This window comes from Paraburkholderia caffeinilytica, assembly GCF_051027425.1.
GTDB lineage: Bacteria > Pseudomonadota > Gammaproteobacteria > Burkholderiales > Burkholderiaceae > Paraburkholderia > Paraburkholderia caffeinilytica_A.
This window is the reverse complement of record NZ_CP186553.1, coordinates 3,268,267-3,280,731: the sequence shown is the minus strand read 5'-3', so window position 1 is coordinate 3,280,731 and position 12,465 is coordinate 3,268,267. Positions and strand designations below refer to the sequence as shown.

At 63.9% G+C, this 12,465-nt stretch carries 10 protein-coding genes, 1 tRNA gene and 1 pseudogene; 10 read left to right on the top strand and 2 right to left on the bottom strand.

Annotation, left to right across the window (positions count from 1 at the left end):
- Positions 1-10: 10 nt before the first annotated feature.
- The 3 genes from selA (at position 11) to ACOSV0_RS35075 (ending at position 3,526) form a co-directional block, all read left to right on the top strand.
- Positions 11-1,441, top strand: coding sequence for an L-seryl-tRNA(Sec) selenium transferase (gene selA / locus ACOSV0_RS35085; protein WP_434112466.1), 1,431 nt, complete (start codon positions 11-13; stop codon positions 1,439-1,441).
- The gene (selB, locus tag ACOSV0_RS35080; protein ID WP_434112464.1) at positions 1,438-3,351 is read left to right on the top strand and encodes a selenocysteine-specific translation elongation factor; all 1,914 of its coding nucleotides are present in this window, start codon (positions 1,438-1,440) and stop codon (positions 3,349-3,351) included. The genes selA and selB overlap by 4 nt, the downstream gene beginning before the upstream one ends.
- 79 nt (positions 3,352-3,430) lie before the next feature.
- A tRNA-Sec gene (locus tag ACOSV0_RS35075) sits at positions 3,431-3,526 on the top strand.
- A gap of 2 nt (positions 3,527-3,528) precedes the next feature.
- On the opposite strand, the gene ACOSV0_RS35070 is transcribed toward ACOSV0_RS35075, so the two are convergent.
- The gene (locus ACOSV0_RS35070; RefSeq protein ID WP_434112462.1) at positions 3,529-4,434 is read right to left on the bottom strand and encodes a LysR family transcriptional regulator; all 906 of its coding nucleotides are present in this window, start codon (positions 4,432-4,434) and stop codon (positions 3,529-3,531) included.
- Positions 4,435-4,529: 95 nt separating this feature from the next.
- On the opposite strand from ACOSV0_RS35070, the gene ACOSV0_RS35065 reads away from it, so the two are divergent.
- From ACOSV0_RS35065 to ACOSV0_RS35040, 6 genes and pseudogenes are all read left to right on the top strand, one after another.
- Positions 4,530-5,480, top strand: coding sequence for a ketopantoate reductase family protein (locus ACOSV0_RS35065; protein WP_434112460.1), 951 nt, complete (start codon positions 4,530-4,532; stop codon positions 5,478-5,480).
- Positions 5,477-5,869 (top strand): VOC family protein, encoded by a 393-nt coding sequence (locus tag ACOSV0_RS35060; RefSeq protein WP_434112458.1) that lies wholly within the window; start codon positions 5,477-5,479, stop codon positions 5,867-5,869. The genes ACOSV0_RS35065 and ACOSV0_RS35060 overlap by 4 nt, the downstream gene beginning before the upstream one ends.
- Position 5,870: 1 nt before the next feature.
- Positions 5,871-6,329: a MaoC family dehydratase gene (locus ACOSV0_RS35055; RefSeq protein ID WP_434112456.1), complete on the top strand. Its 459-nt coding sequence runs from the start codon at positions 5,871-5,873 to the stop codon at positions 6,327-6,329.
- Complete coding sequence (locus ACOSV0_RS35050) at positions 6,329-7,549, top strand: CaiB/BaiF CoA transferase family protein (RefSeq protein ID WP_434112454.1); 1,221 nt, start codon at positions 6,329-6,331, stop codon at positions 7,547-7,549. Before ACOSV0_RS35055 ends, ACOSV0_RS35050 begins: the two co-directional genes overlap by 1 nt.
- The gene (gene aroE / locus ACOSV0_RS35045) at positions 7,549-8,382 is read left to right on the top strand and encodes a shikimate dehydrogenase (protein ID WP_434116008.1); all 834 of its coding nucleotides are present in this window, start codon (positions 7,549-7,551) and stop codon (positions 8,380-8,382) included. The genes ACOSV0_RS35050 and aroE overlap by 1 nt, the downstream gene beginning before the upstream one ends.
- Before the next feature lie 19 nt (positions 8,383-8,401).
- Positions 8,402-8,482: pseudogene (locus ACOSV0_RS35040) on the top strand (type II 3-dehydroquinate dehydratase); the annotation flags it as partial.
- On the opposite strand, the gene ACOSV0_RS35035 reads toward ACOSV0_RS35040, so the two are convergent.
- Positions 8,478-11,405, bottom strand: coding sequence for an FAD-dependent oxidoreductase (locus ACOSV0_RS35035; RefSeq protein WP_434112452.1), 2,928 nt, complete (start codon positions 11,403-11,405; stop codon positions 8,478-8,480). The pseudogene ACOSV0_RS35040 and the gene ACOSV0_RS35035 sit on opposite strands and share 5 nt — an antisense overlap.
- 144 nt (positions 11,406-11,549) lie before the next feature.
- On the opposite strand from ACOSV0_RS35035, the gene ACOSV0_RS35030 reads away from it, so the two are divergent.
- Positions 11,550-12,443 carry a dihydrodipicolinate synthase family protein gene (locus ACOSV0_RS35030; protein ID WP_434112450.1) on the top strand — a complete coding sequence of 298 codons (894 nt, stop codon included), beginning with the start codon at positions 11,550-11,552 and terminating at the stop codon, positions 12,441-12,443.
- Positions 12,444-12,465 lie beyond the last annotated feature (22 nt).

Below are 12,465 nucleotides of genomic sequence, written 5' to 3'. Positions count from 1 at the left end.
GGATTGCCTCGTGAGCGATGTAACCGGCTCTGAATTGCGCGCGCTGATGGCGCGTGTACCGTCGGTGGAGAAAGTGATAGCGTCGGCTGAGTTTGCGGCGTTGCTGACGGAGTTCGGCCGCACGCAGGTGCTGGGTGCCCTGCGTCACGCGCTCGATACCTGGCGCGCCAGCGCGCAGTTGGGTGCCGCGTCGGTGAGCTCACTCGATGTCGCGCAACTGCAGGTATCGGTCGAGACCACGCTGCGCCGGCGCAACGCCGCTCGCTTGCGCAGCGTCTTCAATCTGACCGGCACCGTGCTGCATACCAATCTCGGCCGCGCATTGCTGCCGGACGAAGCGGTGCAGGCTGTGATGAAAGCGCTCACGCAGCCGGCCAATCTCGAGTTCGATCTGAGCACCGGCAAACGCGGTGACCGCGACGATCTGATCGACGAACTCATCTGCGAACTGACCGGTGCTGAAGCGGCGACCGTGGTCAACAACAATGCCGCCGCGGTGTTGCTCACGCTATCCGCGTTGGCGTCGAAGAAAGAAGTGATCGTATCGCGCGGCGAACTGGTTGAAATCGGCGGCGCGTTTCGCATTCCCGACATCATGAGCCGCGCGGGCGCCAAGCTGCGCGAAGTCGGCACCACGAATCGCACGCACCTGAAGGACTACGACGAAGCCATTGGTCCGCAAACCGCGCTGCTGATGAAAGTCCACGCGAGCAATTACGCGATCAACGGATTCACCAAAGAGGTCGGTGTCGGCGCCATCGCGCCGCTGGCCCACTCGCGCGGTCTTGCCGTTGCCGTCGACCTCGGCAGCGGCACGCTGGTCGACCTGACGCAATGGGGCTTGCCGCGCGAGACGACGGTGCGCGAGACCATTGAAGCCGGCGCCGATCTCGTCACGTTCAGCGGCGACAAGTTGCTCGGCGGCCCGCAGGCCGGGTTGATCGTCGGCCGGCGCGATCTGATCGCAAAGATCAAGAAGCATCCCCTCAAGCGCGCGCTGCGGGTCGGCAAACTGACGCTCGCGGCACTGGAGCCCGTGCTGCAGATGTACCGCACACCGGAGAAGCTCGCTGAGCGGCTGACTACGCTGCGTTTGCTCACGCGCCCGAGCGACGACATCCGGCTCGCCGCGGAGCGGGTGCAGCCCGCGTTGCAGCGTGCGGCCGGAGAGCGCTATGTCGTGGTGGCCGAGCCCATGTTCAGCCAGATCGGTAGCGGCGCATTGCCCGTCGACGTGCTGCCGAGCTATGGCCTTGTCGTCAGGCTTGCCGACGGTAAGCGCGGTGGCCGTCAATTGCTCGCGCTCGAGAAGCAATTGCGCGAAATGGCGCGTCCGGTTATCGGCCGTATCGCGGACGACGCGTTGCGTCTCGACCTGCGCTGTCTCGAAGCCGCCGACGAAGCGCAACTGATCGAGCAACTGAAGGGCATGCACGCATGATCGTAGGTACGGCCGGGCATATCGACCACGGCAAGACGAGTCTGGTGAGAGCGCTGTCGGGCGTCGATACGGATCGACTCAAGGAAGAAAAAGCGCGCGGTATTTCGATCGAACTGGGCTATGCGTACGTGCCGCTCGAAAACGGCGACGTGCTTGGCCTGATCGACGTGCCGGGCCACGAAAAGCTCGTCCACACCATGACTGCGGGCGCGAGCGGAATCGATTTCGCGCTGCTCGTAATCGCTGCCGACGACGGCGTGATGCCACAAACGCGCGAACATCTGGCGATTGTGGAACTGCTTGGCATCAAGCGTGGTGCGATAGCGTTGACCAAGGTGGACCGCGTCGACGCGCAGCGGCTGCAGGAAGTACACGGCGAGATCGCGGCGTTTCTGAGCGGCAGCGTGCTGCAGGATGCACCCGTGTTCGACACCTGCGCGACGCGCGACTACGATCCTGGCGTGGCTGCCTTGAAGGCGCATTTGCACGCAGCGGCAGCAGCGTGGCGTATGAAGCGCGACGACGGTCTGTTCCGTCTCGCAGTCGACCGGGTCTTCACGCTTTCGGGTCAAGGCACGATCGTGACAGGAACCGTGGTATCGGGACGCGTCGCGATAGGCGATACGATGCTGCTCGCGCCGAAAAACGAGCCGGTGCGCGTGCGCAGCATTCATGCGCAGAATCGCCCGGCCGAGATCGGGCGCGCCGGCGAGCGCTGCGCGTTGAATCTCGCGGGCATCGACAAAAGCGCGATTGATCGCGGCGACTGGATCGTCGATCCACGTCTGTCGCAAGCTTCGGAACGTATCGACGTCGTGCTGACGCTGCTTGCCGATGCGCCGTTGACGCTGGAGCATTGGGCGCCGCTGCATGTGCATCTGGGCACGCAGCATCAGGTGGCGCATGTCGCGTTGCTCGATGGCGAGACGCTTGGCGCAGGTCAGCGGGCACACGTGCAACTCGTGTTCGAGCGTCCGGTGTGCGCGCTTCCCGGCGACCGCTTTGTGGTGCGTAATGCGCAGGCCGATCGCACGGTTGGCGGCGGTCACGTGCTCGATCCGTTTGCACCTGCACGCAAGCGTCGCTCCGCTGAGCGGCTGGCGTGGCTCGACGCGATTCAGATCATGCTCGATACCGGCACGCTGGATCCGCTTCTCGCAAGAGCGCCGCATGGACTGTCCCGATCGTTGCTGGAAAGGCTGACGGGCATGCAGGCGGGCGCGCTCGAGTTGCCATCCAACACGCGCGTCGTGGCGCTTTCCGGTAACGACGCGTTGTTGATCGCGGATGCGTCATGGCGAGCCTTGGCTGCGCGGCTGACTACGGCACTCAAGCAGTACCACGAACGCTCGCCGGACGAACTGGGCCCGGATGGTTCGCGCTTGCGCCGGATTGCAGCGCCGCTCGTTGACGATGCTTTGTGGCGTGCATTAGTCGACGATGCGGCGGCGCGCGGCGAGATCGTCCGACGCGGGCCCTGGTTGCATTTGCCGGACCACGCGGTGACGCTCGACGACGCCGATCGCGCGCTCGCGCCGGTGTTGCTGCAGGCACTGAAAGACGGACGTTTCGATCCACCATGGGTGCGTGATCTGGCCAACGCGCATGGCGTATCCGAAGACCGCGCGCGGCAGTTGTTGCGCAAGCTCGCCCGGCAGGGCGAACTGTTTCAGGTCGTGCGCGATCTCTTTTATCACCAGGAGGTGATTCGCGAACTGGCTTCGATCGCGGCTTCTGAAGCGCAAAAAAACGCGGGTACCGTAGCGGCTGCGCCGTTTCGCGATGCCACTGGTCTTGGCCGAAAGCGCGCGATTCAGCTTTTGGAATTCTTCGACCGGGTTGGATATACTCGCTTTCACCGTGGCCTGCATCTGATGCGCACGGATAGTCGCTGGCTCGATCTGCTTTGATTCAGCGTTTGAGTTGCGATGGGCAGTTTATGGTTCCTGGTTCTGTCGTTCAGGTACTTCAGGTAGTTCAATCACCGTAGGAAGGCATTCGCGTCCGGTGGCGCGGCTGGGCTTCAAACCCAGTTGAGGGCGTCAGACGCTCTCAGGTCGGTTCGACTCCGGCTGCCTTCCGCCAGGTCAGTCCGAGCTGCGAAACAACTGCACGACCAGCCCGCGCAGCCAGCGATTTCCCGCTTCATGGTGATATCTGGCGTGCCAGTGCTGCCGAACGGCGAAGCCATCCACGGGAACCGGGCACGGATGAACTGCCAGATCATTCACTTTCGCCAGAGTCTCACCAATGTGCCGCGGCAGCGTGGCAATCAGGTCGGTCGTTTTGATGATCGCCCCGAGCCCCAGAAAACCCGGCAACTCAAGCACCACGTCCCGTTCGATGTGCTCGCGCACCAGCGCCTGTTCCAGCAGTTGCGCGCCTGTGCCCGCCGTAATCGCAACGTGTCCCGCCGCGCGGTATTGCTTCAATCCAAGTTTTGCTCCCAGCCGCGGGTGATGACGATGCGTCAGACATACCCAGTCCTGCATGTATAGCTGCTGCTGGTAAATTCCGCCGCCCAGCCAGGGTACATGGCCGATTGCAAGGTCGGCCTCACCGGATTCCAGCGCGCGTTCGGTGTTGCCGTCGATCCGCGCGGCTTCGAGGCGTATGCCCGGTGCCTGCGCCCGCACATGCGCGAGGATGCGGGGAAGCAGCGTGATGTGACTGGCGTCGGTCATGCAGATACGGAAGCGCCGTTTTGCGGTGGTGGGATCGAATGCAATTTCCCACGCAGCGAAGCGCCGCAACGATTCGAGAATTTCCCGGCACGGCCCGATCAGCGCGTCCGCTTGCGGCGTCGGCGCCATGCCTCCCGGCGTGCGGACGAACAACGGATCCTGCAGATGCTCGCGCAAACGCCCCAGCCAGATGCTGACGGTTGGCTGGCTCTGTCCAAGCTGCTCTGCGACGCGAGTCACGCTACGGACATCGTAAAGAAGGTCGAAGAGTTGCAGCAGCTTCAGATCGGGGAGTTCGACTGGATTCATAGCGTTATTGTTTGGAGCAATGAGGCTATTGTATCCATTGCATTGCCGATATGAGCGCCGGCTCGTATCTTGGTCTCCATATTGAGGAGACGGCAGTGAAGATTGCGATTCTGGGCGCGGGTGCCCTGGGCTGTGCCATCGGCGCGGCGCTCACTGAGGGCGGCAACGAGGTGTGGTTGCTGAACCGCTCGGCGGCACACGTGGAGGCGATGCGGCGCGATGGCCTGCAGGTGGACGATGTCAACGGCTCGCGTCGTGTGAAGGTTCGGGCCACCACACAGGCCGACGAAGCCGGTCGCGTCGATCTGGTCGTCGTGCTGGTCAAGTCATTCCATACCGATGCGGCGATGCGGGGTGCGCTGGCACTCATCGGACCGGAGACGCGGGTCTTGTCGTTGCAGAATGGCCTTGGGCACGAGGATGTCCTTGCGGACATCGTGGGTCGCGAGCGTGTGCTGGCCGGCAAGACCTATGTCGGCGGCGTGATGCGCAACCCTGGGCATATCGAGTCAGGCGTCGTCGGCAAATCCACCTACATCGGCGAGTTGGATGGTCGGATCACCCCACGCGCGACGGCAATTGCCGCGACCTTCAACGCCGCCGGACTGGCCACCACGGTCAGCGGCAACATCGTCGGCACGATGTGGGACAAGCTGCTGGTCAACGTCGCAACCGGCGCACTGACGGGAGCCACCGGCCTCACCTACGGGCAACTCTACGACGAGCCACTTCTTAAGACGACCGCGCTCGCGGCAGTCGCGGAAGCGATGGCGGTCGCACACGCAGCCGGCGTGACACTCTCCACCACCGATCCCGAACGCCCGTGGACACTCGCCGGTGAGGGGCTTCCCCCGACCTTCAAAACCTCGATGCTGCAAAGCCTCGAAAAAGGCTCCATCACCGAGATCGACTTTATCAATGGCGCAGTCGTGCGCTGGGGACAACGGCAAGGCGTGCCGACCCCGGTCAACGCGACGCTGGTGGCCTGCATCAAGGGCATCGAGCGCGCCATGGCCGACCGACAACGCAAGGAGACAACCGTATGAACACCACCAGGGCCTATCTGGAGCATGTCGCCATCTGGGTGAAAGACATTCACTGGCACATCCGTTTTTTCGAAGACGTCCTCGGCATGACCATGCGCGAGGTGGACGGCAGCCGCGAGGAGCCCCGGCAATACTGGACACTTGGCGGTCTGCAATTCATCCATAACCCGAACTACGAAAGTCCCGAGGGCCGGCTTGCCCATCTCGGCGTGATGTGTGAAGACATGGAAGCCGCGCTGGCTGCCGCGCAGCGGTATGAAGTCAGCGAGATGCCGCAGGGGCGCAACTGGATTCGCTTACCGGACGGCCTCGCCGTCGAACTGATCCAGGCGAGGCCCGTCTCGTGCGTGGCGACGGCACTGGCGATCAACCCACGCGCGGAGGCTTGAGATGACGATCGTCGATAAATACTGGGACGATGCATGCGAGGGCGACGAGTGTGTGAGCCCGAACTACACGGTGACCAAAGAGCGCATCCTGGCCTACGCCGACCTCACTGGCGATCACACACCGGTGCACGTCGATGAGGAATACGCGAACGCGAGCCACTTCGGCTCGATCGTCGCGCACGGGCTGTTCGGCTTGTCTATCGCAGATGGGCTCAAGACTCAAAGTGACTACCGTTTCGTTCCGGGGATGTCGCTCGGCTGGACGTGGGACTTCAACCTGCCGATCAAGGTCAACGACATGCTGCACGTGAAATTCCGTGTGGGTGCGATGCGCGTGAGCAGGAGCCGCCCCGGTTGGGGCATCGTCGTGTTGCCTTCCGAGCTGATCAATCAGGACGGTCAGGTCGTCCAGCATGGTGAGCATCGCCTGATGGTGCCGCGCCGACCGGGAGCCTTCTGATGCAAGCACGTCCTCTCGAAGGTATTCGCGTCGTCGACTACAGCCACTTTCTGGCCGGCCCGTATGTTGGGCGCTGTCTCGCGGCGCTCGGAGCCGAAGTCATCAAGGTCGAGCGCCCCGGCAGCGGCGACGCGGGCCGCCAGCACGCCACCGTGCTCGACGACGGGCAGAGTGGCTATTTCCTGCAGCTCAATATGGGCAAGCGTGGTGTCAGCGTCAACATGAAGGACCCGCGCGGCAGGGAATTCATGCAGCGCCTGTGCGACTCGGCGGACGTGTTCGTCGAGAACTACCGGCCCGGCGCGCTGGACAAGTTGGGCCTGAGCTATACGGAGTTGTCCGCGCGAAATCCGAAGCTGGTCTATTGCTCGATCTCGGCCTACGGCCATACGGGACCGGATGCACATCGCGCCGGCTTTGGCCTGATTGCCGAAGCGAAGAGCGGGATCATGCAGATGATCGGTAATCCCGGCGAGCCGCCGCCGCTGATGCGCATCTCGCTCGGCGACATGTACACCGGCATTCACGCGGTGGCGGCGATCAATGCTGCGCTGCTCGGTCGCGTGAAGAGCGGCCGGGGCCAGCACATCGATATGGCGCTGTACGACACGCTGGTGTCGATGCACGAATACGCGGTGCAGTGCTACACGCTGCAAGGGATCGTTCCTGAGCAGACCGGACACGACATGCCCACGTCGACGTTGTATGGCGTGTTCCGTGCCGCCGATGGCGACCTGGTGATCGCAGCGCAGGTGGACGACGCGTGGAAACGCTTCGCCGCCCTCGTCGAGTCACATGGCGGACCGTGCGGCTTTGGAACCGACACGCGTTTCCACACCGTCGAGGGACGCAATACCCACCGGACGGAGATTCTGTCAGTGGTGCGGCCCTGGGTTGCCGGCCGGCCGGTGGCACAGGTGCTGAACCTACTCGATGGCATCGACGTGCCTTCCGCGAAGGTGCAGCGCATCGACGAAGTTCTCGCCGATCCGCAGATCATCGCGCGGGGCATGGTGGTCGAGCAGGAGCATCCGCGCTACGGCAAGTTGCGTATGCCGAATCTACCGTTTCGCTTCTCGGACTGCGACACGACGATCCGCGAGGTCGCGCCCGATCTTGGCCAGCACAACGCGGAAGTCGCGCAGTCATTGGGCTTTGGTGCAGCCGAGATCGACGCCATGCAGACCGACGGCGTTCTGTATTCAAGGGCGAGGTCATGATGACGGATCAATACGCAGTGGTCGGCAATCCGATTGGTCACACGAAATCCCCCTTGATTCACGGTCTGTTTGCGCAAGAGACGCAGCAGGACATGGCTTATACGGCCATCGAGGGCCCACTGAACCCGCAAGAGGCGTTTGCCGGGACCGTGAACGCTTTCAGGGCTGCGGGCGGCAAAGGCATGAATGTGACAGCGCCCTTCAAGCTGAAGGCGTTCGCGATGGCCGATGAACGCAGTGAGCGGGCAGAGCTGGCCGGAGCGGCTAACGCGCTGAGGTTTGAAGACGGTCGGATCGTGGCGGAGAACTTTGACGGCGTGGGACTGGTGCGCGATATCGAAGTCAACCTCAATCTGCCGATGAGCGGAAAGCGCGTGCTGGTCCTTGGCTCTGGCGGTGCGGTGCGTGGTGCGTTGCTTCCGTTCCTTGCGGCGCGGCCTGCTGAACTTGTTGTCGCCAACCGCGACGTGTGCAAAGCCGAGACGCTGGCGGCGCAGGTCGGCGCGCCGGGTCTGCTGCTCGCCTGCGGCTACCGGGACCTGGAAGCGATGGGGTGCTTCGACCTGGTGGTCAACGCTACATCGGCCAGCCTCACCGGCGAGTTGCCGCCCGTTCCGCCTACTGTGTTCAGCCCGGTAGGCACGGCCTACGAACTGGTCTACGGGAAGGGGCTCACGCCCTTCCTGCGTCTCGCGCGTAATGCGGGCGTGCTGGGCATGGCGGACGGCGTTGGCATGCTGGTGGAACAGGCGGCAGCGGCCTTTGAATGGTGGCGCGGCGTTCGACCCAGGACGCGAGCCATCATCGACCAGCTGACGGTTCCCCTCAATTGAACACATGGGGAAGATCCAGATGAAGACGGTCCTGATGCTACACGGCATCAATCACAACATGTTTGGCAAGCGCGATCCGATCCAGTTCGGAACCATCACGCCGACGCAAAGCGGTTGAGCAAAAAGGGTGCGACGTCAAGTTCGGGCGTACGTTGGAGAATGAGATCGGTGACCAACTGCGACACGATTGGCGCAAGCGTGTAACCGTTCGACGTCACCGCATTGAAGAAACCAGGAACACCTTCAACGGGGCCGGCAATGGGCGCGCCGTCGATGTCGATATTCATGCCGGCCCAGGCGCGCACCATGTGCATTCCCTTGAGCGCGGGCAGCACATGGCTTGCGACCCAGGCATTGCCTTCGATGCTCTCGCGCATTGCGTGATTCATGCGCCGTGCGGGGTCGAACGCGGCGGTCCAGCCGCCGCCGATCAGGATGCCGCCAGTTGCGGTCTGCTTCAGGCTCAGGTGGCGGTCGGCATGGGCGATCAGATGGTCGACGAGCTTCGGCGCGGGTTCCGTGGCGATCATCTGCAACGGCGCACCTGCCACCGGGACGTGCACGCCGAGCATCGCGCCGATCTCTTTCGCCCACGCGCCGGCAGCGTTCACCACGACACGTGAGCGAATCCGGCCGCGGCTCGTGTCGACAGAAAAGCCGCCGCGCTCGCGCATGATCGCCGTGACGTTGGTCGCACGCTGGAAGCGCGCGCCCTGCGCGCCGGCAAGGCGCATGACGGCATACGTTGCGCGCAGCGGATTGATCTTGCCTTCCATCGGGCAATATTCCGCGCCGAGCAGTGCGGGAGAAAGATGTGGCGACAACGCAAGCAGGCCGCGTGCATCGAGCAGTTCCGCTTCAATGCCGAACTGTTTTTCGAGCGCGATCTTCTGCTCGAGGAAGCGCATGCCTGCCTCGCTGTCGGCCACCATCAAACCGCCCGTCACGCGGATTTCGAGGTTGTCGCCGCTTTCGCGTTCGAGCTGCTGCCACAACCGTACTGACGCAGGGCCGAGTGCGAGCGTGTTGGCTGCGGGCGTCCCGCCCGCGCGCGCCTTCTTGCCGAAATCGAACGACAGCAGTTGCACGTGCAGGCTGCCCGCGTTCGCACCGGACGCTTGCAGGTTGAGATCGTCGCGGTCTACCACCAGCACGTCGCGGCCGGCACGGCTCAGAAAATGAGCGAGACATGCCCCCATCACGCCACCGCCGATCACGAGGACGTCGGTAGTCTGATCGCCCAGTGCGGGTTCTTTGACAGGCCGCGCAATGTTCGGTGTGGACGCCTTGCGATGGCCGCCCCATTCGGGCTTCTCGAACGCGAGTGCGGCAAGCGGCGTGGGACGTACTGGCACTCGCGGCGCGAGAAAATGCGTGACCTCGCGGGCACGGCCGGTCGATTCCTCGATCAGCTTCGCGCAACTCGCCGCGCAATTGCGGCCCTGGCAGCGGCCCATGCCGAGGCGGGTGTTGCGCTTGATCGACGCAAGCGTGTCGTGACCGGCGGCGAGCTGGTCGACGATCGCGCCTTGCGTCACGTCCTCGCATCGGCAGACGATCGTGTCGCGCGGCAAATCCGCAAGGTGCGGCACCGGTGCGGCGAAAATCTTCCACAGCGCGGTCTGGAACCGGTCCGCGTGCCCCAACGCGCGGCGTGCCGCAGCACGCGATCGCTCGGCGTCCGCGTTGGATTGAAGACGTAGCGCATCCGCCGCCGCGTGGCCCGCGAGCGTCCCACGCGCGAGCGCGACCCGGGCGCCGCCGATGCGCGCGCCGTCGCCTGCCGCAAACACGCCTGCGATGCTCGTCTGCCCGTTTGCGTCGATGTCGGTGGCGAGATGACCGATGCCTCTGTCGACGAACGAATGCGTGCAGCCGAGCGTCCGCGCGATATCGGTCGTCGGTGCGAAGCCGTCTCCGACGCACAGGGTGTCGCAGGAGAGAGTGACGGTTTTGTCGTCGCAACTGTAGGTAATTTTTTCGAGCCGCTGCTTGCCATGCGCCGCGAGCCCGCGTGCGTTCCAGATGACCGGCACGTTCGTGGCGCGCAGCGTAGCGAGGTAAGCGGCGCCGTCGCGAATCAGGCTGGGCGCTTCGCGGGTCGCTACCAGCAGTTCGCGCCACCGGCGCAAGCCGGGCCGCGTTGCACGTTCGAGAACCGCCACGACGTTCGCGCCGCCGGTCACCAACTCGGCGGCGAGTTGCAGGTTCAGCGGCCCGTTCCCCGCAATGACGATCCGCTCGCCCGGCGCCACGCGATACGCCCGCGCCAGCGTTTGCGCGCCGCCGGTGCTCATCACGCCGGGCAGGGTCCAGCCCGGGAAGGGCGCGGTGTATTCGTACGCGCCGGGAGCAAGCACGATCTGCTGCGGGCGGAACACGACACTTGCGCCATTCACGATCACGCCGATTTCGTGCGGGCCGAATGCGCCCCAGACGAATGCCTCCGGCGTGAGCGTGACGCCCATCGCGCGAGCACGCCGGATCAGCGCTTCGCCTTCGCGGAACTGTCGATCGAGTTTGATGGCCTGGTGGCTCGGGGCGATCTGCTTGAAAAACTGGCCGCCCGCCATGGGGCGCTCGTCGATTACCTCGACCGATGCACCACGCGCGCGGGCCGCGCACGCCGCCGATAGCCCTGCGGGACCGGCGCCTACCACTAGCACGTCGACGGCGACCTCGCGCGGCTGTGCGCTTTCAGGTGTCGGGGCGAGCGGCACATGATCGCCGGCGTTCGTGCGCTCGGTGCCCTGTGCGGTGACCTGCATGCCGTCCGCTGCCTTTGTCATGCAGGCGCGTTGTCCCTGTTTGCCGTCCACGCACACGAGGCACTCGAAGCAGTTGCCCATACCGCAATACAGGCCGCGCCGTTCTCCGTCGCGGGTCTCCCGGTACACCCCGCAGCCGGCGTCGGCAAGCGCCGCGGCAATGGACTCACCCTCCAGCGCGCGGACGTGCTCGCCGTCGTATTCGAACGAGATGAGCTTGCCGGATGGCGTGATGTGCGAGTTTTTTAGACGCATCAGAAACCTTGTTGCATTGGGCTTTGCAAGCTTCCAGACGGTGGCCGGAAATTGAAAAACTTGACGTATAGAATTTGTATACAAATGCTATACAAACAATATGCAAGTTCAAAGCGCTCAAAAAAACCGGACTCCAGCTCTACGATGAAAACTTTTCGCGGCACCTACACCGTTCTGATTACACCCTTTACCGCCGACGGCAAGCATGTCGACGTGCCCGCTCTGCGCAAGCTTGTGAACTGGCAGATCGAAGAGGGGATTCATGGGCTCATTCCGCTCGGCAGCACGGGCGAATTCCTGTCGCTGAAGGACGCGGAGCGGATCGAAGTGGCGCAGGCCGTGATCGAAGCGGCGGCGGGCCGCGTGCCGGTGCTGCTCGGTACGGGGATGGAATGGACCGACGATGCCATTGCCCGTTCGCGGGAGGCGCAGGCACTCGGTGCAGACGGCGTGATGGTCATTCCGCCGTTCTACAGCACGCCGACCGAAGACGAACTCTTTGAACACTACCGTCGGATCGGCGAGTCGATCGATCTGCCGATCATGATCTACAACAATCCGGCCACGGCGAACGTCGACCTGAAGCCGGAACTCGTCGCGCGCCTGTCACACATCGACAACGTGAGCTACATCAAGGAATCGACGCTGGAGGTCACGCGGGTACGCGACATCGTCGAATTGTGCGGCGACCGCATGACCGTGTTTGCGGGGATTCTCGGTTACGAGTCCATGTGCGTCGGTGCGCAGGGCTGGGTGGCGGTGTGTTCGAACCTGCTGCCGAAACTGTCCGCGCGGCTTTACGAATGCACGGCTGTCGAGCGCGATCTCGACGCGGGACTCGCGATTTATCGCGAGATCTTGCCGATCGTGCGTTGGGTTGGCGGTCACCGCTATGTCTCGGCAAGCAAGGCCGGCCTCGCGATGATGGGCTTGCCCGTGGGCGCGCCGCGCGCGCCGCGTCTGCCGCTGCCGCAAGCCGATCGCGAACTGCTACGCGCCGATCTCGCGGCGCTCGGCGTCCTGAACACGCTGTCCTGATTCTTTTTTTCCTCCTGGAGAA

Coding starts and splice junctions, on each gene's coding strand:
- selB (WP_434112464.1), top strand. CDS start 1,438: ATGATCGTAGGTACGGCCGGGCATATCGACCACGGCAAGACGAGTCTG.
- ACOSV0_RS35070 (WP_434112462.1), bottom strand. CDS start 4,434: ATGAATCCAGTCGAACTCCCCGATCTGAAGCTGCTGCAACTCTTCGAC.
- ACOSV0_RS35060 (WP_434112458.1), top strand. CDS start 5,477: ATGAACACCACCAGGGCCTATCTGGAGCATGTCGCCATCTGGGTGAAA.
- ACOSV0_RS35055 (WP_434112456.1), top strand. CDS start 5,871: ATGACGATCGTCGATAAATACTGGGACGATGCATGCGAGGGCGACGAG.
- ACOSV0_RS35050 (WP_434112454.1), top strand. CDS start 6,329: ATGCAAGCACGTCCTCTCGAAGGTATTCGCGTCGTCGACTACAGCCAC.
- aroE (WP_434116008.1), top strand. CDS start 7,549: ATGACGGATCAATACGCAGTGGTCGGCAATCCGATTGGTCACACGAAA.
- ACOSV0_RS35035 (WP_434112452.1), bottom strand. CDS start 11,405: ATGCGTCTAAAAAACTCGCACATCACGCCATCCGGCAAGCTCATCTCG.
- ACOSV0_RS35030 (WP_434112450.1), top strand. CDS start 11,550: ATGAAAACTTTTCGCGGCACCTACACCGTTCTGATTACACCCTTTACC.